The sequence below is a fragment of the Nocardioides oleivorans genome (assembly GCF_004137255.1).
Lineage (GTDB): Bacteria > Actinomycetota > Actinomycetes > Propionibacteriales > Nocardioidaceae > Nocardioides > Nocardioides oleivorans.
The window spans coordinates 396,230-417,042 of record NZ_SDWT01000002.1; the positions used below are offsets into that span (position 1 = coordinate 396,230).

The 20,813-nt window shown below is 70.4% G+C and carries 18 protein-coding genes and 3 tRNA genes; 4 read left to right on the plus strand and 17 right to left on the minus strand.

Going from position 1 to position 20,813, the window contains the following annotated elements:
• The 5 genes from EUA93_RS17570 to EUA93_RS17590 all read right to left on the minus strand — a co-directional run bounded on the left by EUA93_RS17570 (position 1) and on the right by EUA93_RS17590 (position 5,186).
• Complete coding sequence (locus EUA93_RS17570) at positions 1-948, minus strand: ABC transporter ATP-binding protein (RefSeq protein WP_129401596.1); 948 nt, start codon at positions 946-948, stop codon at positions 1-3.
• Positions 941-2,080, minus strand: a complete 1,140-nt coding sequence (locus EUA93_RS17575) for a branched-chain amino acid ABC transporter permease (RefSeq protein WP_129401597.1) — start codon at positions 2,078-2,080, stop codon at positions 941-943. The genes EUA93_RS17570 and EUA93_RS17575 overlap by 8 nt, the downstream gene beginning before the upstream one ends.
• Positions 2,077-3,048, minus strand: a complete 972-nt coding sequence (locus EUA93_RS17580; protein ID WP_129401598.1) for a branched-chain amino acid ABC transporter permease — start codon at positions 3,046-3,048, stop codon at positions 2,077-2,079. Before EUA93_RS17580 ends, EUA93_RS17575 begins: the two co-directional genes overlap by 4 nt.
• A 104-nt stretch (positions 3,049-3,152) precedes the next feature.
• Positions 3,153-4,304, minus strand: a complete 1,152-nt coding sequence (locus EUA93_RS17585) for a branched-chain amino acid ABC transporter substrate-binding protein (RefSeq protein ID WP_129401599.1) — start codon at positions 4,302-4,304, stop codon at positions 3,153-3,155.
• A gap of 240 nt (positions 4,305-4,544) precedes the next feature.
• Positions 4,545-5,186 (minus strand): ANTAR domain-containing response regulator, encoded by a 642-nt coding sequence (locus EUA93_RS17590; protein ID WP_129401600.1) that lies wholly within the window; start codon positions 5,184-5,186, stop codon positions 4,545-4,547.
• Between the two features lie 37 nt (positions 5,187-5,223).
• On the opposite strand from EUA93_RS17590, the gene EUA93_RS17595 reads away from it, so the two are divergent.
• Positions 5,224-5,306, plus strand: a tRNA-Leu gene (locus tag EUA93_RS17595).
• Positions 5,307-5,345: 39 nt separating this feature from the next.
• Complete coding sequence (locus EUA93_RS17600) at positions 5,346-6,125, plus strand: transcriptional regulator (RefSeq protein ID WP_129401601.1); 780 nt, start codon at positions 5,346-5,348, stop codon at positions 6,123-6,125.
• A gap of 3 nt (positions 6,126-6,128) precedes the next feature.
• Here the strand turns inward: EUA93_RS17600 and pyk are convergent, their stop codons facing one another.
• From pyk to EUA93_RS17660, 12 genes are all read right to left on the minus strand, one after another.
• Positions 6,129-7,574 (minus strand): pyruvate kinase, encoded by a 1,446-nt coding sequence (gene pyk / locus EUA93_RS17605; RefSeq protein ID WP_129401602.1) that lies wholly within the window; start codon positions 7,572-7,574, stop codon positions 6,129-6,131.
• Positions 7,575-7,717: 143 nt separating this feature from the next.
• Positions 7,718-9,193 carry a glutamate synthase subunit beta gene (locus EUA93_RS17610; protein WP_129401603.1) on the minus strand — a complete coding sequence of 492 codons (1,476 nt, stop codon included), beginning with the start codon at positions 9,191-9,193 and terminating at the stop codon, positions 7,718-7,720.
• A complete protein-coding gene (gltB, locus tag EUA93_RS17615; protein WP_129401604.1) occupies positions 9,186-13,736 on the minus strand; it encodes a glutamate synthase large subunit in 4,551 nt (1,516 codons plus the stop codon). Before gltB ends, EUA93_RS17610 begins: the two co-directional genes overlap by 8 nt.
• A 143-nt stretch (positions 13,737-13,879) precedes the next feature.
• A complete protein-coding gene (gene lgt / locus EUA93_RS17620; RefSeq protein ID WP_207208820.1) occupies positions 13,880-14,857 on the minus strand; it encodes a prolipoprotein diacylglyceryl transferase in 978 nt (325 codons plus the stop codon).
• Positions 14,858-14,865: 8 nt separating this feature from the next.
• Positions 14,866-15,471, minus strand: coding sequence for an SCO family protein (locus tag EUA93_RS17625; RefSeq protein ID WP_129401605.1), 606 nt, complete (start codon positions 15,469-15,471; stop codon positions 14,866-14,868).
• Positions 15,458-16,264, minus strand: coding sequence for a tryptophan synthase subunit alpha (gene trpA, locus EUA93_RS17630; protein WP_129401606.1), 807 nt, complete (start codon positions 16,262-16,264; stop codon positions 15,458-15,460). Before trpA ends, EUA93_RS17625 begins: the two co-directional genes overlap by 14 nt.
• On the minus strand, positions 16,261-17,553 hold the full coding sequence (gene trpB, locus EUA93_RS17635; protein ID WP_129401607.1) for a tryptophan synthase subunit beta: 1,293 nt from the start codon (positions 17,551-17,553) through the stop codon (positions 16,261-16,263). Before trpB ends, trpA begins: the two co-directional genes overlap by 4 nt.
• Complete coding sequence (gene trpC, locus EUA93_RS17640) at positions 17,550-18,347, minus strand: indole-3-glycerol phosphate synthase TrpC (RefSeq protein ID WP_129401608.1); 798 nt, start codon at positions 18,345-18,347, stop codon at positions 17,550-17,552. Before trpC ends, trpB begins: the two co-directional genes overlap by 4 nt.
• Before the next feature lie 58 nt (positions 18,348-18,405).
• The gene (locus tag EUA93_RS17645; protein WP_129401609.1) at positions 18,406-18,606 is read right to left on the minus strand and encodes an HGxxPAAW family protein; all 201 of its coding nucleotides are present in this window, start codon (positions 18,604-18,606) and stop codon (positions 18,406-18,408) included.
• 54 nt (positions 18,607-18,660) lie between these two features.
• Positions 18,661-19,290 (minus strand): Trp biosynthesis-associated membrane protein, encoded by a 630-nt coding sequence (locus EUA93_RS17650; protein WP_129401610.1) that lies wholly within the window; start codon positions 19,288-19,290, stop codon positions 18,661-18,663.
• Positions 19,283-19,645 (minus strand): phosphoribosyl-AMP cyclohydrolase, encoded by a 363-nt coding sequence (gene hisI / locus EUA93_RS17655; RefSeq protein ID WP_129401611.1) that lies wholly within the window; start codon positions 19,643-19,645, stop codon positions 19,283-19,285. Before hisI ends, EUA93_RS17650 begins: the two co-directional genes overlap by 8 nt.
• Positions 19,642-20,472 carry an aminotransferase class IV gene (locus tag EUA93_RS17660; protein WP_129401612.1) on the minus strand — a complete coding sequence of 277 codons (831 nt, stop codon included), beginning with the start codon at positions 20,470-20,472 and terminating at the stop codon, positions 19,642-19,644. The genes hisI and EUA93_RS17660 overlap by 4 nt, the downstream gene beginning before the upstream one ends.
• A gap of 159 nt (positions 20,473-20,631) precedes the next feature.
• Between EUA93_RS17660 and EUA93_RS17665 the strand changes: the two genes are divergently transcribed.
• Together EUA93_RS17665 and EUA93_RS17670 are read left to right on the plus strand one after the other, a co-directional pair.
• Positions 20,632-20,704: transfer RNA gene (locus EUA93_RS17665), tRNA-Gly, on the plus strand.
• 35 nt (positions 20,705-20,739) lie between these two features.
• Positions 20,740-20,810 (plus strand) — tRNA-Cys (locus tag EUA93_RS17670).
• The last annotated feature ends 3 nt before the right edge of the window (positions 20,811-20,813 follow it).

Sequence of the window (20,813 nt, forward strand, 5' to 3'; positions counted from 1 at the left end):
TCAAGCAGCATCGTCGGGCTCTCCCAGGTAGGCGGCGATGACCTTCGGGTTGCGGGCGACCTCGTCGGGCGTGCCCTCCGCGATCTTCTGGCCGAACTCGAGGACGACGATCCGGTCGGTGACACCGAGGACCAGCTTCATGTCGTGCTCGATGACCAGGACCGTGTGTCCCAGGTCGCGGATCCGGCGGATGAGGCCCATGAGGTCCTCCTTCTCCGCCGGGTTGAAGCCGGCAGCCGGCTCGTCGAGGCAGATCAGCTCCGGCTCGGTGGCCAGGGCACGAGCGATCTCCAGGCGGCGCTGGTAGCCGTACGGCAGGTTGCGCGCCAGCTCGTGGGCGCGGTCGGCGATGCCGACGAAGCGCAGCAGCTCCATCGAGCGACGGCGACCGGCACGCTCCTCCAGGGTGTGGCGGCTGATGCCGAGCACCTTGGCGAAGCTGCGCCGGATGCCGCTCTCGGGCAGCTCCTCCTCCGACGGGCGCACCCGGTACATCCGGAACAGCACGCCGGGCACGCTCGTCTTGTGGCGGGCGTCGCAGCCCACCATGACGTTCTCCATGGCCGACATCTCCGGGAAGAGCCGGATGTTCTGGAACGTGCGCGCGATCCCGAGGTGGTTGATCTTGTGGGGCTTGGTGCCCGCGATCTCCTTGCCCTTGAACCGGATCTTGCCCTCGGTCGGGGTGTAGACGCCCGTCATCGCGTTGAAGCAGGTCGTCTTGCCCGCGCCGTTGGGCCCGATCAGGCCGAGGATCTCGCCGCGACGGATCTCGAAGTTGACGTCGTTGAGCGCCACGACACCGCCGAAGCGGAGGGTGACGTGGTCGACCTCGAGCAGCACGCTGCCGTCGGGGCCGGACGTCTCGATCTCGATGGCGTCGTGGTTCGAGGTGTCCTTGAGCACGACCTGCTCCTCGACGGCACCTTCAGTCTTCTGCTCAGGCATCTGCTGCCGCCTCCTCCGCCTCGTGGCGTCGATCCTCGAACTCCCTGGCCCTTCTCCTGCTGGGGGCGAGACCCTGCGGTCGCAGGATCATCACGGCCACCAGCGCGACGCCGAAGGCGAACGGGCGCCAGTCGACGAACTCGCGGAAGCGCTCGGGCAGGTAGGTGAGCAGGAACGCACCGAGGAGCGCACCGAAGATGTTGCCCGACCCACCGATGACGACCATGGCCACGAAGAGGAACGACAGCTGGACCATGAACGCGTTGGGCTCGACGTACTGCTGCTTCGAGCCGAACAGCAGACCGGCGAGACCACCGAGGGTGGCGCCGATGGCGAAGGCCCACAGCTTGAACTTGAAGCCCGCGACACCCATGACGGCTGCGGCGTCCTCGTCCTCGCGGATGGCCAGCCACGCACGGCCGACACGGCTGTTCTCCAGGCGACGTGCCAGGAAGATGATGAGGATCAGGATCGTGAGGGCCAGCCAGTACCAGCGCTCGGCATCGATCGTGTTGAAGAACGAGCGACCGTCGATCTCCGGGCCCGGGGGCACCGGCACACCGATGATGCCGGTCGCGCCGTTGGTCACGTCGTCGAGGTTGCGCGCGGTGATGCGGATGATCTCGCCGAAGCCGAGCGTGACGATCGCGAGGTAGTCACCGCGCAGGCGCAGCGTCGGCGCGCCGAGCAGCACTCCCGCGACCAGGGACATCACGATCGCGATCGGGATGCAGATCGCGAACGGGACGGCCCATTCCTCCGAGAACCCGAACTTGCTCTGCATGGCCTGGACGACCGGGGAGTTGGTCGACCCGAACAGGGCGACCGAGTACGCGCCGAGTGCGTAGAAGCCGACGTAGCCGAGGTCGAGCAGGCCGGCGAGGCCGATCACGACGTTGAGGCCGACCGCCACGATCATGTAGACGACGACGAGGAACAGCACGCTCGCCCAGTCCGAGCCGCTCGCGGTGAGGTCGGTGCGGATGTAGGCGAAGGGCAGGACGTTGAGGTACGGCAGGTAGAACGCGAAGGCGATCACCAGCAGCATGACGAACCAGCGGACGGGCTGGGGCGCGCCGCCCCAGCGGTCGCCGAGCCTGAGGCCGCGATAGGCGGCAGTGATCTGACTCATGCGCGTGCCTTTCCGAGGGACTCACCCAACAGGCCGGTCGGACGGAACATCAGGACCACGACGAGCACGACGAAGGCGTAGACGTTGGTCCAGCTCGAGTCCCAGATCGCCGAGGCGTAGACCTCGACGATGCCGAGGAAGAGCCCACCGACGAGGGCGCCGCGCAGGTTGCCGATGCCACCGAGGACCGCGGCCGTGAAGGCCTTGAGCCCGATGATGAAGCCGATGTCGAACTTCGTGATGTCGTACTGGACCGTGTAGAGCAGCGCGGCCACGCCGGCCATCGCGCCGCCCAGCACGAACACCAGCATGATGACGCGCTCCTGGTTGACGCCCATCAGCGAGGCGGTGTCCGGGTCCTGCGCGACGGCGCGGACGCCGCGGCCGAGCCGGCTCTTGTTCACGAAGGTGTCGAGGGCGAGCATCATCACGATCGCGCCGACGATGATCAGGACGCGCGTGTTGCTCACCGCGAGGTCGACACCGGGGATGGTGAAGAGGGTCTTGGTCTCGAGCACCGACGGGATGTTGACGGTGACGCGGCCGAATGGCTGGCCGAAGAAGAACCGCAGCAGCTGGCCGAAGGTCTCCACCAGCACCATCGAGCAGCCGATGCCGGTGATGAGGAAGATGAGGGGCGGAGCACCCTTCTTGCGGAGCGGTCGGTAGGCGATCCGCTCGACGGCGAGGGCTGTTCCGGCTGAGGCCAGCATGGCCACCAGCAGTGCGAGCACGGTGGCCGCGATGACCATCCCGGCTCCCATTCCGGCCGTGGCACCGATCACGGTGTACGTGCCGAGCACAGCCCAGGTGCCCACCATGAACACCTCGGAGTGTGCGAAGTTGATCAGCTTCATCACGCCGTACACCATCGTGTAGCCGAGCGCGACGAGCGCGTAGATGGATCCGCGGGTGATGCCGTCAAGTGTGTGACGGTCCAACCCGCTGATCAGGGCATCGAAGTCCACTCAGGACCCTCCCAGGTCGTGGGCCCGGTTCGGGCCATGGAACGGGGGCGGTCGGGTTGGACCCGACCGCCCCCGCGTGATTCATGTGTGCGATCCGTGAAGGATCAGGGGCTGACCTCGACCTCGGGGGTGAGCGTCCCGTCGGTGTTCTTGTAGGCCCAGTAGGAGACCTGGTCGGCCGGGACGTCGCCGTTCTCGTCGAACGCGATGTCCTTGCTCAGGCCCTCACCGGTGTAGTCGTTGACGAACGCCAGGACGTCCTCGCGGGTGCGAGCACCGTCGTCGAGCGCGGCCAGGAAGACGCTCATCGCGTCGTAGCCCTCAGCGGCGTAGGCACCGGGAGCGCCACCGAACTCGCCCTCGAAGTCGGAGGCGAACGTGCTGGACTCGTCGATCGGGGCGCAGGGGCACATCACGACGGCACCCTCGCCGGCGTCGCCGACGGCCTTGCCGAAGTCGGCACCGTAGAGGCCGTCACCACCGATGAACGGGGCGTCGATGCCGGCGTCGCGGATCTGCTTGAGCAGGGGCGCGGCCTCGGCGATGTAGCCGCCGTACATGATCGCGTCGGGCTGGGCCGACTCCATCTTGGAGATGGTGGGCGCGAAGTCGGTCTGGCCGACCTCGGTCTTGTCGCGCTGGACCATCTTGTCGCCGAGGGTCTCCTCGACGCGGTCGGCCAGCGGCTCGCCGTAGGCCTCGGAGTTGTCGACGACGAAGACCTTCGTCGCGCCGACCTCGTCGGTCAGGTACTTCGCGATGGCCGCACCCTGGTAGTCGTCGTAGGGGACGAGACGATGGAAGACCTCGACCGGGTCCTCCTGGGTGAGGTCGGTCGCAGTGGCGGACTGGCTGATCATGGGGATCCCGCCGTCCTGGTAGATCGACTTGGTCGCACGGGTCTCACCGGAGAAGGCACCACCGATGACACCGATGAACGAGTCGTCGCCGGCGATCTGGGTCGCGACAGGCGTCGCCTTGGCCGGGTCACCCTCGGTGTCGAAGCGCTCCAGGGTCACGGTGCAGTCGCCGCCGTCCCACTGGTCGAGCGCCAGCTGGGCGCCGTCGACCGACGGGATGACGATGCTGGCGTTCGCGCCGGACAGCGCACCCATCGCACCGATCTTGAAGTCGCAGTCGCCGCCGCTGGCGTCGCTGCCGCCACCGCCGGTGTCGGTCGTGCCACACGCGGTGAGCGCAAGGCCGGCCACAGCAGTGAACGCGACAGCCTGCCACGTCTTGGACGAGCGGATCATAGATCCCTCCACAGTTCTATGGGCTGTCCACCTCGGCAGCCTCGTGGCGGGAACCTAACACCCTGAATGTGGCCCGGGACACGATTGGGAGGGTCGAGTTGCACGCCGTTGCCGATTCGTGACCATCCGGTCTGGTCCGGAAACACAACCGAAACGTGGTGCGAGGGCGCGCGAAACAGCGCCCTAACGGGTGGGTTCGGGCCGGAACGGGCAGGATCGGACTTTCGACGCCGGAGGCGCTCAGGCGCTGTCGCCGCCCCCGAGGCCGGCCACGCCGTGCTCCACGACGCCGTCGGCTACCTGCTTCATCGACAGGCGCAGGTCCATCGCCGTCTTCTGGATCCAGCGGAAGGCGTCGGGCTCGCTGAGGCCGAGCTTCTCCTGCAGCACGCCCTTGGCCCGGTCGACCGACTTGCGGGTCGCGAGCGACTCCTGGAGGTCGGAGACCTCGCGCTCGAGCACCGCGATCTCGGCGTACCTGCTGACCGCCATCTCGATCGCGGGGACGAGGTCGCCGCGCTGGAACGGCTTCACGAGGTACGCCATCGCGCCAGCGTCGCGCGCCCGCTTGACCAGGTCGCGCTGGGAGAAGGCCGTGAGGATCACGACGGGGGCGATCCGCTCGCCGGCGATCGCCTCGGCCGCGGCGATCCCGTCGAGGACGGGCATCCTCACGTCGAGGATCACCAGGTCGGGTCGCAGGTCGCGGGCCAGCTCGATGGCCCTCTGCCCGTCGCCGGCCTGGCCGACGACCTCGTAGCCCTCCTCGCCCAGCATCTCGGCGAGGTCCATCCGGATGAGCGCCTCGTCCTCGGCGATCACCACCCGACGCACGGCGTCCTGGGGGGCCGCGGCGGCGGGACTGGTCTCAGGCTGCGTCACGACGACAAGGCTAGTTCCGCTACCGTGTGCGCACCTAGCCGGGTTGGCGGAATGGCAGACGCGGTGGTCTCAAACACCACTGCCCGCAAGGGCGTGTGGGTTCGACTCCCACACCCGGCACGCCGGGCCACTGTCAGTGGCTTCGCCGAGACTGGACGCATGGTCCATGTCCGCCCGCAGTCGACCGTGGACTCGGCCCTGCGGTGCTCGGACCGAGGCATGCGCGACGCCGACAACGCAGCGCTGCACGGCGTCGCGGTCAAGACGATCCGACGGTGGCGTCGGCTCTACCAGCGGCGAGGCCAGCCGCGCGGCCAGGGCCACCTCGCTCCCCCGTGCCCGCGGTGCGACGGCGCACCACTCGCAGCGCAGCAGTACGCCGAGCTGCTGGGGTGGTACCTCGGCGACGGCCACATCACGCTCGGGCGTAGGGGCGTCTACAACCTCCACGTCGTCAACGACGCGCGTTACGTCGTGCTGAACGCCCATGTGCTCGAGCTCATGGCGATCGTCAAGCCGCACGGCAGGCCGCACACACGTGTCGTCCCGGGCGCGGTGGTCGCCACCGTGTCGTGGAAGCACTGGCCCTGCCTGTTCCCCCAGCACGGATCGGGCCGCAAGCACGAGCGCGACATCGTGCTGCAGGGCTGGCAGCGTGAGGTGGTCGAGGACTTCCCTGCCGACTTCCTCCGGGGTCTCCTCCACTCCGACGGCGCCCGGGTGAACAACTGGGCCACTCGCGTCGTGGCGGGCGAGAAGCGTCGCTACGACTACCCGCGCTGGCAGTTCACCAACGCCAGCGAGGACATCATCGGGCTCTGCACGTGGGCGCTCGACCTGATCGACGTACCGTGGCGGCGCTCGGCACGACGAGTCGTCTCGGTCTCCCGGCGGGAGGCCGTCTCGCTCCTCGACGGCCTCGTCGGGCCCAAGGAGTAGGACTCAGGACCGGCGGTAGGCCGGCGCCGCCCCCGAGATCGCGTCGCCCATCCGGTGGATCCGCAGCGCGTTGGTGGACCCGGGGATCCCGGGCGGGCTGCCGGCGATGATGACGACCAGGTCGCCCTCCTTGACGCGGCCGATGTGGAGCAGCGACTCGTCGACCTGGCGCACCATCTCGTCGGTGTGCTCGACCTCGGCGCCCTGGAAGGTCTCCACGCCCCACGTCAGCGCGAGCTGCGAGCGCGTGCGGGCCGTCGGGGTGAAGGCGAGCACCGGGATCGGGCCGCGGTAGCGCGAGAGACGCTTGGCGGAGTCACCGCTCACGGTGAAGGCGACGACGTACTTGGCGTTGACGCTCTCGGCCACCTCGGCCGCGGCCTTGGCGATGATGCCGCCACGGGTGTGCGGCTTCCAGGTCACGGCGGCCATGTGGCTCAGGCCGTGGTCCTCGGTCGACTCCACGATGCGGGCCATGGTCTCGACAGCGATGATGGGGAACTCCCCCACGCTCGTCTCGCCCGAGAGCATCACGGCGTCGGCGCCGTCGAGCACGGCGTTGGCCACGTCGCTCGCCTCGGCGCGGGTCGGCGCGGGCGCGGTGATCATCGACTCCAGCATCTGCGTGGCGACGATGACCGGCTTCGCGTTGCGGCGGGCCTTGTCGATGATGAGCTTCTGGTGGATCGGCACGTCCTCGAGCGGGCACTCCACGCCGAGGTCGCCGCGCGCGACCATGACGCCGTCGAAGGCGTCGACGATCTCGTCGATGTTGGCGATCGCCTGGGGCTTCTCGATCTTCGCGATCACGGGCACGAAGATGCCCTCCTCGCGCATGATGGCGCGCACGTCCTCGGCGTCGACGGCGTTGCGCACGAAGCTCAGGGCGATGAAGTCCACGCCGAGCTTCAGCGCCCAGCGCAGGTCCTCGGTGTCCTTGTCCGACAGTGCGGGGACCGACACCGCGACACCGGGCAGGTTGATGCCCTTGTTGTTGGAGACCTTGCCGGGCACGACGACCTCGGTGACCACGTCGGTGTCGTCGACCGAGATGACCTTGAGGCGCACCTTGCCGTCGTCGATGAGCAGCGGGTCGCCGGGCTTCACGTCGCCGGGCAGACCCTTGTAGGTCGTGCCGCACTGGTCGACGTCGCCCACCACGTCACGCGTGGTGATGGTGAAGGTGGCACCCCGCTTCAGCTTCACCGGGCCGTCGCCGAAGGTCTCCAGGCGGATCTTCGGGCCCTGGAGGTCCGCGAAGATGCCGATGGCACGGCCGGTCTCGTCGGAGGTCTTGCGCACCAGTCGGTACACCGCTTCGTGGTCGGCGTACGCCCCGTGGCTCATGTTGAGCCGGGCGACGTCCATCCCGGCGTCGACGAGTGCTCGGATGCCCTCCGGGGTGTTCACTGCGGGGCCGAGGGTGCAGACGATCTTTGCTCTACGCACGTGCTTCACCCTATCGCAGATTGGATCGTTCCAAAGCAGATCAGTTACTGCGCGTCCCGCTGTAACGCCGGGTTCGTGCACCCACCCACCCCCGTACATGGGGGTGGGTGGTGCCGTTCACCCGGCGTCACGGCCAGAGGGCCTCAGACGACGAGCGGGCGCTCGTGCGGCTTGATGGGCGCGGGCAGCGTCGTCGAGCCGGTGAGGTGCGCGTCGACCGCCGCAGCGGCGCTGCGACCCTCGGCGATCGCCCACACGATGAGCGACTGGCCACGGCCCACGTCGCCGGCGACGTACACGCCCGGGACGGAGGCGGCGTAGGAGCCGTCGCGCTTGACGTTGCCGCGCTCGTCGAGCTCCACACCGAGCTGCTCGATCAGGCCGGACTCTCCCCCGGCCAGCTTCTTCTCCGGTCCGACGAAGCCCATCGCCAGCAGCACGAGCTGCGCCGGGATCTCCCGCTCCGTGCCCTCGACGGGCTGGAACTTCGCGTCGACCTCGACCAGCCGCAGCGAGGCGACGTTGCCGTCGGCGTCGCCCACGAACTCCTTGGTCGAGGCGGCGTACATCCGGTCGCCGCCCTCCTCGTGGGCCGAGGAGACCCGGAAGAGCATGGGGTACGTCGGCCACGGCTGGCCCGCGGGTCGCTCCCCGCCCGGCTGCGGCATGATCTCGAGCTGGGTGATCGAGCGGGCACCCTGGCGGATCGACGTGCCGAGGCAGTCGGCGCCGGTGTCACCGCCGCCGATGATGACGACGTCCTTGTCGGTGGCGAGGATCTGGCCCTCGACCTCCTCACCGAGGGCGACCCGGTTGGCCTGCGGCAGGAACTCCATGGCCTGGTGGATGCCGCCGAGCTCGCGCCCGGTGGCGGGGAGGTCACGCGCCTCGGTCGCGCCCATCGCCAGCACGACGGCGTCGTACCGGGCCAGGAGCTGCGGGCCCGTGATGTCGCCGCCCACGTTGACGCCGGCCCGGAACACGGTGCCCTCGCGACGCATCTGGTCCAGGCGTCGGTCGAGGTGCTTCTTCTCCATCTTGAACTCGGGGATGCCGTAGCGCATCAGGCCCCCGATCTTGTCGGCCCGCTCGTAGACGGCGACCGTGTGGCCGGCCCGCGTGAGCTGCTGAGCGGCGGCGAGCCCGGCCGGGCCCGAGCCGATGACGGCGACCGTCTTGCCCGAGAGCCACTCCGGCGGCTGCGGCCGGACGTAGCCCGAGCCCCACGCGCGGTCGATGATCGAGACCTCGACGTTCTTGATGGTCACCGGGTCCTGGTTGATGCCCAGCACGCAGGCGGTCTCGCAGGGGGCCGGGCACAGGCGACCGGTGAACTCCGGGAAGTTGTTCGTCGCGTGGAGCCGGTCCATCGCGCCGTCCCAGTCGTCGCGCCAGACCAGGTCGTTCCACTCCGGGATGATGTTGCCCAGCGGGCAGCCCTGGTGGCAGAACGGGATGCCGCAGTCCATGCAGCGGCTGGCCTGGGTGTTGATGATCGGCAGCAGCGCGCGGCCGATGCCGTCGGGATAGACCTCGTCCCAGTCCTGGACGCGCTCGGCGACGTCGCGGCGGGACGCGACCTCGCGCCCGCTCTTCAGGAATCCCTTCGGGTCAGCCATGAAGCACCTCCATGATGCGGGCGTTGGCCTGGTCCTCGTCGAGGCCCTCCGAGAGGGCCTCCTCACGAGCCTCCAGCACGCGCTTGAAGTCGCCCGGCATCACCTCGGTGAAGCGGGCGAGGGAGTGGTCCCAGTCGGCGAGCAGCGCCGTGGCGACGGCGGAGCCGGTCTCCTCGGCGTGCGCCTCGACCAGGGTCTTGAGCTCGTCGGCCGCCTTGCCCGTGACGGGCGCCAGCTCGACCAGCTCGGGGTTGACCCGCGACTCGTCGAGGTCGAGCACGAAGGCGTAGCCGCCCGACATGCCCGCGGCGAAGTTGCGGCCCGTCGGGCCCAGCACGACGACGACTCCACCGGTCATGTACTCGCAGCCGTGGTCACCCACGCCCTCGACGACCGCGCTGGCCCCGGAGTTGCGGACGCAGAAGCGCTCGCCGACGCGGCCGCTCAGGAAGATCTGGCCCGACGTGGCGCCGTAGCCGACCGTGTTGCCGCCGATGACCTGCTCGGCGGCCTCGAACGTCGCGGCCCGGTCCGGGCGCACGACGAGGCGTCCACCCGAGAGGCCCTTGCCGACGTAGTCGTTGGCGTCGCCCTCGAGGCGCAGCGTCACCCCGCGCGGCACGAAGGCGCCGAAGGACTGACCGGCCGATCCCGTGAGGGTGATGTCGATCGTGCCGTCGGGCAGGCCCTCACCGCGGTAGCGCTTGGTCACCTCGTGCCCGAGCATCGTGCCGACGGTGCGGTTGACGTTGCGGATCGCGACCTGCGCACGCACCGGCTCACCGGACTCCAGCGCCGGGGCGGCGATGGCGATGAGCTCGTTGTCGAGCGCCTTGTCGAGACCGTGGTCCTGGACCTTGGTGTTGCGCAGGTCCTGGTCCTCGAACTGGCCGAACTCACCGTGCCGCGAGGCCTGGTGCAGGATCGGCGCGAGGTCGAGGCCGGCGGCCTTCCAGTGGTCGACCGCCTGGGCGACGTCGAGGGTGCCGACCTGGCCCACGGCCTCGGCGATGCTGCGGAAGCCCAGCTGGGCGAGCAGCTCGCGCACCTCCTGCGCGATGAACTGGAAGAAGTTCACCACGTAGTCGGCCTGGCCGCTGAAGCGCTCGCGCAGGACCGGGTTCTGCGTGGCGACACCCACGGGGCAGGTGTCGAGGTGGCAGACCCGCATCATGATGCAGCCGCTGACGACCAGCGGTGCGGTCGCGAAGCCGAACTCCTCGGCGCCGAGCAGCGCCGCGATGATCACGTCGCGCCCGGTCTTGAGCTGGCCGTCGGCCTGCACGACGATCCGGTCGCGCAGCCCGTTGAGCAGGAGGGTCTGCTGGGTCTCGGCCAGGCCGAGCTCCCAGGGGCCGCCCGCGTGCTTGAGCGAGGTGAGGGGCGAGGCGCCGGTGCCGCCGTCGTGGCCGGAGACCAGCACGACGTCGGCGTGGGCCTTCGACACACCTGCGGCGACCGTCCCGATGCCGACCTCGGACACGAGCTTCACGTGGACGCGCGCGGACGGGTTGGCGTTCTTGAGGTCGTGGATCAGCTGCGCCAGGTCCTCGATCGAGTAGATGTCGTGGTGCGGCGGCGGGCTGATCAGGCCGACGCCCGGCGTGGAGTGCCGGGTCTTGGCCACCCACGGGTAGACCTTGTGGCCGGGCAGCTGGCCGCCCTCGCCGGGCTTGGCACCCTGCGCCATCTTGATCTGGATGTCGTCGGCGTTGGTGAGGTACTCCGACGTCACGCCGAACCGGCCGGAGGCGACCTGCTTGATCGACGAGCGGCGCTCGGGGTCGTACAGGCGGTCCGGGTCCTCGCCGCCCTCACCGGTGTTGGACTTGCCGCCCAGCCGGTTCATCGCGATCGCGAGGGTCTCGTGTGCCTCCTGGCTGATCGAGCCGTAGGACATCGCACCGGTCGAGAAGCGCTTCACGATCTCCGAGACCGGCTCGACCTCCTCCACGTCGATCGGCTCGCGCACGCCGTCCTTGAAGGTGAAGAGCCCGCGGAGCGTCATCAGGCGCTCGGACTGCTGGTTCACCCGGTCGGTGTACTGCTTGAACACGTCGTAGCTGCCGCTGCGGGTGGAGTGCTGCAGGCGGAAGACTGTCTCGGGGTCGAACAGGTGCGGCTCGCCCTCGCGGCGCCACTGGTACTCGCCGCCGATGGTGAGCTCGCGGTGCGCCGGCGAGATGCCGCCGCGGGGGTACGCCGTCGCGTGGCGGCGCGCGACCTCCTCGGCGATCGTCTCGAGCTCGATGCCGCCGAGCTTGGACGTCGTACCGGTGAAGTAGCGGTCCATCACGGACTGCGAGAGGCCGACGGCCTCGAAGATCTTCGCGCCGGTGTAGGAGGCGACCGTGGAGACGCCCATCTTCGACATCACCTTGAGCACGCCCTTGCCGAGCGCCTTGATGAGGTTCGCGACGGCCTTCTCGGGCTCGACCTTGACGTAGTAGCCCTCGCGGGCGAGGTCCTCGACGGACTCCATCGCGAGGTAGGGGTTGACCGCGGCCGCGCCGTAGCCGACCAGCAGCGCGACGTGGTGCACCTCGCGCACGTCGCCGGCCTCGACGAGCAGGCCCACCTGCGTGCGGGTCTTCTCGCGGACGAGGTGGTGGTGGATCGCCCCGGTCAGCAGCAGCGAGGGGATCGGCGCCAGGTCGGCGGTCGCGTGCCGGTCGGACAGCACGATGATCCGTGCGCCGTCGGCGATCGCGGCGGAGACCTCGGCGCTGAGCTCGTCGAGCCTGGCGGCGAGGGCCTCCCCTCCCCCGGCGACCTCGTAGAGGCCGCGGACGATGTGGACCTGGAAGCCCGGCATGTCGCCGTTGCGGTTGATGTGCCGGATCTTGGCCAGGTCGTCGTTGGAGAAGACCGGGAAGGGCAGCACGATCTGGCGGCACGAGGCCGGGCTCGGGGCCAGGAGGTTGGCCTCCGGGCCGATCGAGCCGCTGAGCGAGGTCACGAGCTCCTCGCGGATCGCGTCGAGCGGCGGGTTGGTCACCTGGGCGAAGAGCTGCGCGAAGTAGTCGAACAGCAACCGCGGCTTGTCGCTGAGCGCCGCGATCGGGGTGTCGGTGCCCATCGAGCCGAGCGCCTCGCCACCGGTGTTGGCCATCGGGCTCAGCAGGACGCGCAGCTCCTCCTCGGTGTAGCCGAAGATCTGCTGGCGGCGCGTCACCGAGGCGTGCGTGTGCACGATGTGCTCGAGGTCGTCGATGTCGTCGAGGTGGACCTGGCCGGCGTGCAGCCACTCGTCGTAGGGCTGCTCGGAGGCGAGCTGGCCCTTGATCTCCTCGTCCTCGATGATGCGGTGCTCCTCGGTGTCGACGAGGAACATGCGGCCCGGCTGGAGCCGGCCCTTGCGCACGACGGTGGCGGGGTCGAGGTCGAGGACGCCGACCTCGGAGGCCAGCACGACGAGGCCGTCGTCGGTGACCCAGTAGCGCGAGGGGCGCAGGCCGTTGCGGTCGAGGACCGCGCCGATCTGGGTGCCGTCGGTGAACACGACGCAGGCGGGGCCGTCCCACGGCTCCATCAGCATCGAGTGGAACTCGTAGAACGCGCGGCGCTTCTCGTCCAGCTCGGTGTGGTTCTCCCACGCCTCCGGGATCATCATCAGCACGGCGTGCGGCAGCGAGCGGCCGGCGAGGTGCAGCAGCTCGAGCACCTCGTCGAACGACGCCGAGTCCGACGCCTCGGGGGTGCAGATCGGGAAGAGCCGCTCGAGGTCGCCGGGGATGAGGTCGCTCTCGAGGAGCGCCTCGCGCGCCCGCATCCAGTTGCGGTTGCCCATGACGGTGTTGATCTCGCCGTTGTGGGCGATGAACCGGAACGGGTGCGCCAGCGGCCAGCTGGGGAACGTGTTGGTGGAGAAGCGCGAGTGCACCACCGCCATCGCCGAGGCGACGCGCTCGTCGGTCAGGTCGGGGAAGACCTGGTCGAGCTGGTCGGTGGTGAGCATGCCCTTGTAGGCGAGGGTGCGCGAGGACAGCGACGGGAAGTAGACGTCGGTCTCGGACTCGGCGCGCTTGCGCAGGCAGAAGGCCATCCGCTCGAGGGCCATGCCGCTCACGCGCGAGCCCTTGCCCGCCACGAACACCTGCGCGAACGCCGGCATCACGCTGCGCGCGGTGGCGCCGAGGGTCGAGTCGTCGACCGGGACCTCGCGCCAGCCGAGGACGGCGAGGCCCTCCTCGTCGGCGATCTCCTCGATGCGCTGGCGGATCTTGGCGACCTGCTCGGCGTCACCGGGCAGGAACGCGGTGCCGACGGCGTACGCCCGGGCCGGCGGCAGCTCGAAGCCGAGCTCCGCGGTGGCCTCGCGCAGGAACGCGTCGGGCACCTGGAGCAGGATCCCGGCGCCGTCGCCGGAGTTGACCTCGGCGCCGGCGGCGCCGCGGTGGTCGAGGTTGCGCAAGGCCGTGAGCGCCTTGGCCACGATGTCGTGGCTCGCCTCTCCTGTCAGCGTCGCCACCATGGCGACACCACAGGCGTCCTTCTCGTGGCGAGGGTCGTAGAGACCCTGGCTCGGCGGGAATGCGTGCATGGAGGCATTCTCCCGTCGTCGTCCCGGCGCGCCAGCGGCTGAGCGCTGGCAGGTCACGGGTGGTGGGCGTTACCGCTGGGGACGACGTTGGCCCGAGCAAGACGGAAATCTATCACCGGCTCACGCCGGTGGGGACGCACATGTCAGGCCGTGGACCCGGACGTCTCGTCCTCGGACGTCCCGTCGGACTCCTGGCGGGACTCCCGGTCCATCCGGTCCTCGCCCCGGTCCTCGCTCACGTCCTCGGTGTCGGGCTCCTGCGTGCGCACCGTCTCCTCGCGCCCGGGGTGCTTCCTGAGCGACCACGCGAAGAAGATCGCGGCGGCGACGAACAGCACGATCGAGGTCCACACGTTGAGGCGCAGGCCGAGCACGTCGTTCATCTGGACCTCGTCGATGCGCATGTTCTCGATCCACCCGCGACCGGCGGTGTAGAGCATCACGTAGAGCGCGACGACCCGGCCGTGGCCGATCCGGTAGCGGCGGTCGAGCCAGATCAGGACCGCGAACGCGGCGAGGTTCCACAGGCACTCGTAGAGGAACGTGGGGTGGTACGTCGCCACGTCGAGGAGCCCGGCCTCGCGGTGGGCGACGTCGATCTCGAGGCCCCACGGGAGGTTCGTCGGGCCGCCGTAGAGCTCCTGGTTGAACCAGTTGCCCCAGCGACCCATCGCCTGCGCGACCAGCACCCCCGGCGCGAGGGCGTCGAGGAGCGGCAGCACCTTGATGCCGCGGGTGCGGCACCCGATCCAGATGCCGACGGCGCCGAGCGCGATCGCGCCCCAGATCCCCAGTCCGCCGCGCCAGACGTAGAGCGCGGTGACCGGGTTCTTGCCCTCGCCGAAGTAGAGCTCCCAGTCGGTGATCACGTGGTAGAGCCGCCCGCCGACGAGGCCGAACGGGACGGCCCAGATCGCCAGGTCGCTGACCTCGCCCGCGATGCCGCCACGCGCGACCCAGCGGCGCTCGCCGATCCAGATCGCGGCGACGATGCCGAGGATGATGCACAGCGCGTAGCCACGGATCGGCACCGGACCGAGGTGCCACACGCCCTGCGACGGGCTGGGGATCGTCATGAGCGTCATCAGGGGCGCGTGCACGTCGGGGAGCAGGGACAGCATGGGGAGCATCATCCTTCGTCGAGCAGGGTCGTCACGTCCTGGGCCAGCTGGGCCTGCGACACGTCGTGGTCCCACATCATCGGCGACTCGTCGTCGGCGTCGACGGCGTACACCCGGGTGCCGTGCGTGACGTCGTACCCCCCGCTCGGCAGCTTGTCGCCCTTCTCGATCCCCACGGCGAGGCTCTGGCCCACCTCGACGATGTCGGGGAGGTCGCCGGTGAGCCCGATGATGCTGGGGTCGAAGGCGTCGACGTAGCGGCCGACGACCTCCTCGGTGTCGCGCTGCGGGTCGGTGGTCACGAAGACCACGTCGAGCTCGGCCTTCTGCTCGTCGGTCAGCCGCGCCAGGGTGCCGGCGAGGGTCGCCATGACCTGGCCGCAGATGTCGGGGCAGTTGGTGTAGCCGAAGAAGACCAGCGTGAGCGGCTTGTCGGTGCTCTCGGTGAGGCTGTACGACGACCCCTCGTCGTCGACCAGTGGGACCGAGGAGACCGCGAACGGCGGGTCGAGCACGGTGCCGGTCATCTCGCCCGGGTCGGCGCCCGCACCGCCACCGCACGCGGCGGCCAGCAGGACCACCGGGAGGACGAGCAGGGCCCTACTCCTGCGCACGCCGCACGCCTTCGGCCAGGTCGGTGGTCAGTGCCCGCAGGGCGTCGAGGCCGGCTGCCTCGTCGCCGGCGTGGTCGAGCAGGCAGCGGACGAACGCGGAGCCCACGATCACGCCGTCGGCGTAGGCCGCGACCTCGGCCGCCTGGTCGCCGTTGCTGACGCCGATGCCCACGGCGACGGGGATGTCGCCGCTCGCGCGCACCCGTGCGACGAGCGGTCCGGCGAGGTCGGACGACGCGTCGCGTGCACCCGTCACCCCCATGACGGCGGCGGCGTAGACGAAGCCGCGGCTCTCGGCCGCGGTCATCGCGACCCGCTCGTCGGTGGAGCTCGGGGCGACGAGGAAGACCTTGTCCAGGTCGCGGGCGTCGGCCGCGGCGATCCACTCCGAGCCGTGGTCGGGGGTGATGTCCGGCGTGATGAGCCCGGCTCCCCCGGCGTTCGCGAGGTCGCTCGCCCAGCGCTCGACGCCGTAGCGCTCGATGGGGTTCCAGTAGGTCATCACGAGCGTCGGGACGCCGGTCGCGGCCACCTGCTCGACGACCCGGAGCACGTCGGCGGTCCGGATCCCGCCGTCGAGCGCGGCCTGCGCCGCGGCCTGGATCGTGGGGCCGTCCATCACCGGGTCGCTGTAGGGCAGCCCGATCTCGATGGCGTCGCAGCCGGCCTCGACCATCACCTGCATGGCCTTCGCCGACCCCGCGACGCTCGGGTAGCCCGCCGGGAGGTAGCCGATCAGGGCGGCGCGGCCCTCGGCGCGGGCCTGCGCGAAGGCGGCACTCGTCGACGTCACTGCTGCGTCACTCCCTCGACCACCTCGAGGTCGGCCTCGGGGCCCTCCTCGGCGTCGCCCAGCCCGAACCACTCGATGGCGGTGCCCATGTCCTTGTCGCCGCGTCCGCTCAGGTTCACGATGATCGTCGCGTCGGGGCCCTTCTCCCGGCCCAGCCGCTTGGCGACCTCGATCGCGCCGTGGACCGCGTGCGCCGACTCGATGGCCGGGATGATCCCCTCGGTGCGGCTCAGCAGCGCCATCGCGGCCATCGCCTCGGCATCCGTCACCGGGGTGTACGTCGCCCGCCCGGTCGCGGCCAGCAGCGAGTGCTGCGGGCCCACGCCGGGGTAGTCGAGGCCGGCCGAGATGGAGTGCGACTCGACCGTCTGCCCGTCCTCGTCCTGCAGGACGTAGGTGCGCGCACCGTGCAGCACACCGGCCTCGCCGGCGTGGATCGTGGCCGCGTGGCGACCCGTCTCCACCCCGTCACCGCCGGGCTCGAAGCCGTGGATCTCCACGCCCTCGTCCTCGAGGAACGCGGTGAAGATGCCGATCGCGTTGGAGCCGCCGCCGACGCACGCCGCGACCGCGTCCGGCAGGACGCCGTACTGCTCGAGGCACTGCGCGCGCGCCTCGTCGCCGATGCCGCGGCAGAAGTCGCGGACCATGCTCGGGAAGGGGTGCGGTCCGGCCGCGGTGCCGAAGAGGTACGCCGTGTGGTCGACGCTGGCGACCCAGTCGCGCAGCGCCTCGTTGATGGCGTCCTTGAGGGTCGCGCTGCCGGACTCCACCGGCACGACCTTGGCGCCGAGGAGCTGCATGCGGGCCACGTTGAGCGCCTGGCGCCGCGTGTCGACGGCCCCCATGTAGACGGTGCAGTCGAGGTCGAAGTAGGCAGCCGCGGTCGCGCTGGCCACGCCGTGCTGGCCGGCACCCGTCTCGGCGATCACCCGGCTCTTGCCCATCCGCTTGGTGAGCAGGGCCTGGCCCATCACGTTGCGGATCTTGTGCGCACCGGTGTGGTTGAGGTCCTCGCGCTTGAGCAGCACCCGGGCGCCGACGGCCGCGGAGAGCCGCTCGGCGTGGTAGAGCCGGCTCGGGGTGCCGGCGTAGTCGCGCAGGATCCGCTCGAACTCGCCGACGAAGGTCTCGTCGGCCATCGCCTCCTGCCACGCCACCGTCAGCTCGTCGAGGGCGGCCACGAGCGCCTCGGGCATGAAGCGCCCGCCCCACGTGCCGCCGAAGTAGCCGCGGTCGTCCGCGTCGTACTTCCCCGGCTTCTGCTGGGTCTGCTGGGTCTGGGTCACGGTGTCGTCACTCCTGTCATCGCACGGACGGCGGCCTCGGGGTCGCCGTCCTTGACCAGCGCCTCGCCGACCAGCACCACGCCTGCTCCTTCGGAGACGAACCGCTGGACGTCGGGGACGCCGGTGATGCCGCTCTCGGCGACCTTGACCACGTCGTCGTGGATCTGGTGCGCGAGGCGGCCGAAGACGCCGGGGTCGACGTCGAGGGTCTTGAGGTTGCGGCTGTTGACGCCGATCAGCTCGGCGTCGAGGGCCAGGGCGCGCTCGGTCTCGGACTCGTCGTGGACCTCGACGAGCACGGTGAGGCCGAGCTCGCCGGCCTCGTCGTGGAGGCGGCGCAGCGTGTCGTCGTCGAGCGCCGCCACGATCAGCAGGGCGAGGTCGGCGCCGGCGGCGCGGGCCTCGACGAGCTGGTAGGTCTCGACGATGAAGTCCTTGCGCAGGATCGGGGTGTCGACGGCCGCCCGGACGGTGCGCAGGTCGTCGAGGCTGCCGCCGAAGCGCCGCTCCTCGGTGAGCACCGAGATCGCGGCCGCGCCACCGCGGGCGTACGCCGTCGCGAGCGCAGCCGGGTCGGGGATGTCAGCCAGCGCGCCCTTGCTCGGGCTCTTGCGCTTGACCTCCGCGATCACGCTCGAGCCGCGCGCGCGGAAGTGCGGCATCGGGTCGCGTGGCGCCGGCGCATCGGCCAGGTGCGCGAGCAGCTCGCCGAGCGGGAGCGCGGTCTCGCGGCGAGCGAGGTCCTCCCGGACGCCGGCGATGATGTCGTAGAGCACGGTCCCGGTCGCAGGCATGCCTTCAGCCTCTCACCCGGGCCGTGACGCCCGGGCCTTGCCCATCGATCGGACGCCGTCAGTGCTCGGACGCGTGGAGGCCGAGCTTGGCCAGCACGAGGAACAACGGGAAGGCGACGAGGGCGATGACGATCCCGACCCACAGCAGGGTCATCTGCGTCGGGACCTGGAGCAGGGCGACACTGCCCACGACGAAGCCGAGCATGGCGACCGACACGGCGGTCCAAGCAGCGGGGGTGTTGCCGTGGCCTGCAGCCATCGTGGGTGCTCCTTCATCAGTTCGCCGGGTGCGCCAGAAGTCTAGGCGGTGGACTCAGGCGGTCGGGTCGCGACCCTCGTCGAGCGCCTTCCAGATGTCGATGTTCTCGCTCGGCAGCGCACCGTCGCCGGCCCCGTCGGCCGCCCTGCCGCCGGTGGGGGCGTCGTACCTGCTGCCTATCTCGGGCCACGTCGGGACGAGTCGGACGGCGACCGCGGTGGTGACGACGGCGAGCACCGCGCCGACCGCGGCAGCGGCGTACCACGCGGTGAAGCTGGTGCTGGCGGTGTCGCTCCCGGAGACCTCCATGAGCGCATCGGAGAGCTTCGTCGGCAGGCTGGAGATCGCCTCGACCACTGCGGCGGCGACGCCGAGGGCCGCGACCAGGCCCAGCACCGACACCACCCGCCGGAACCGTCCCCGGGTGACCAGGACGACTCCCCAGCACGCGAGCACGACCAGGGCGAGGGCCAGGGCGAGGGGCGACTCGCTCGCGCCGCCGATCGATCCGCTCGCGACGGCGAGGGTGGACTCGGAGCGCGAGTCGACGCTGCCGGAGCTGCCGGCCACCCACGGCTTGCCGCCGGCGATCGCGGCGAGCCCGGCGGCGGCGAGACCGAGGAGGACGACGGGCCCGAAGGTCCGCCGCGGCCCGGTCCGGTCGGCCGGGGCGGGCTCAGCCATCGACCCGGTGCACGAGGTCGGCGTCGAAGCAGGTGTGGTCGCCGGTGTGGCAGGCGGCGCCCACCTGGTCGACCACGAAGAGCAGGGTGTCGCCGTCGCAGTCGAGGCGGACCTCCTTGACCCACTGCACGTGGCCGGAGGTGTCCCCCTTGGCCCAGTACTCGCGGCGGGAGCGCGACCAGTACGTCGCCCGCCCGGTGTCGATGGTGCGGGCAAGCGCCTCGTCGTCGACCCACGCGAGCATCAGCACCTCGCCGGAGCCGTGCTGCTGGACCACGACGGGCACCAGGCCCTCCGCGGTGTGGCGCAGTCGCGAGGCGATGGCGGGGTCGAGGGAGGAGTCGGCGGTCGTCACGGCTCCATCGTCTCAGCCTCGCGGGCGGCCCACGTCTCCGCGCACCGCTGGGTGAGCGGGCCGGGCGCGGGGAGGTCCCGGTCGTCCCACCGCGAGATCGCCTGTACGTCGCGGGTCGTGGACACCAAGAACGCCTCGCTCATGCCGGCCACGACGTCGGTGACGGGCTCGTCGACCTCGCGGGCTCCGCACCAGTCGATCACCAGCGCACGGGTGACGCCGGCCAGGCAGCCGCTCGCCAGGGTCGGGGTGCGCAGCTCGCCGTCGACGACGTAGAAGACGTTGGAGCCCGTGCCCTCGCACAGGTGGCCGGCCGTGTTCGCGAAGACGGCCTCGAAGCCGCCGCGCTCCTTGGCGTGCGCGAGCGCGACGACGTTCTCGGCGTACGACGTCGTCTTGAGGCCGGCGGTCGCGCCGTTCTCGTTGCGCGTCCACGGAACGGTGACGACGGTCGTCGTGGGCGCCGCGACGTCGATGGCGCTGTAGGCGACGGCCAGGGTCGGCGGACCGCCGCCGCGACCCGAGCCCATCGGGGCGGGCCCGGCCGTCCAGGTGATCCGCAGCCGGCCGATCGGGTCCCGGTCGGCACCGTCGGCGAGGACCGCCTCCACCCCGCGCCGTACGACGTCGAGGTCGGGGGCGGGCAGCCCGAGACCCGCGGCCGAGCGCTCGAGGCGCTCGAGGTGCCGGCCCAGGGCGAAGGGCGTGCCGTGCAGCGTCTTGACCGCCTCGAACACCCCGTCGCCGACGGTGAAGCCGTGGTCGGTGACCGCGACGGCCGCCGCGGTCGGGTCGGACATCAGGTCACCGTTGAGCCACGCACGCATGGCTTCACCCTAGGTCGTCCCCGGGTCGTGGCACGTGGGGAGAACGCTGCGCGAACGCGGTCCGAACACGCGGGACCGGGGGCCGATTTTGGACCCGCGGAACCCATGTACTACTGTTCCACTCGCACTCAGGGCCGGTGAAACGGCCACGAGATGCAGGCGGACATAGCTCAGTTGGTAGAGCGCAACCTTGCCAAGGTTGAGGTCGCGAGTTCGAGTCTCGTTGTCCGCTCGGAAGGTCTCCCCCGTTCATTTCGGAACCTCCACGGTGGGTTGGCCGAGAGGCGAGGCAACGGACTGCAAATCCGTCTACACGGGTTCAAATCCCGTACCCACCTCTC

Excerpts from the sequence above, each read along its gene's own strand:
- EUA93_RS17570 (WP_129401596.1), bottom strand. The coding sequence starts at position 948 with ATGCCTGAGCAGAAGACTGAAGGTGCCGTCGAGGAGCAGGTCGTGCTC.
- EUA93_RS17575 (WP_129401597.1), bottom strand. The coding sequence starts at position 2,080 with ATGAGTCAGATCACTGCCGCCTATCGCGGCCTCAGGCTCGGCGACCGC.
- EUA93_RS17585 (WP_129401599.1), bottom strand. The coding sequence starts at position 4,304 with ATGATCCGCTCGTCCAAGACGTGGCAGGCTGTCGCGTTCACTGCTGTG.
- EUA93_RS17600 (WP_129401601.1), top strand. The coding sequence starts at position 5,346 with ATGGTCCATGTCCGCCCGCAGTCGACCGTGGACTCGGCCCTGCGGTGC.
- EUA93_RS17610 (WP_129401603.1), bottom strand. The coding sequence starts at position 9,193 with ATGGCTGACCCGAAGGGATTCCTGAAGAGCGGGCGCGAGGTCGCGTCC.
- gltB (WP_129401604.1), bottom strand. The coding sequence starts at position 13,736 with ATGCACGCATTCCCGCCGAGCCAGGGTCTCTACGACCCTCGCCACGAG.
- lgt (WP_207208820.1), bottom strand. The coding sequence starts at position 14,857 with ATGCTGTCCCTGCTCCCCGACGTGCACGCGCCCCTGATGACGCTCATG.
- trpC (WP_129401608.1), bottom strand. The coding sequence starts at position 18,347 with ATGCCTGCGACCGGGACCGTGCTCTACGACATCATCGCCGGCGTCCGG.
- EUA93_RS17645 (WP_129401609.1), bottom strand. The coding sequence starts at position 18,606 with ATGGCTGCAGGCCACGGCAACACCCCCGCTGCTTGGACCGCCGTGTCG.
- EUA93_RS17650 (WP_129401610.1), bottom strand. The coding sequence starts at position 19,290 with ATGGCTGAGCCCGCCCCGGCCGACCGGACCGGGCCGCGGCGGACCTTC.
- EUA93_RS17660 (WP_129401612.1), bottom strand. The coding sequence starts at position 20,472 with ATGCGTGCGTGGCTCAACGGTGACCTGATGTCCGACCCGACCGCGGCG.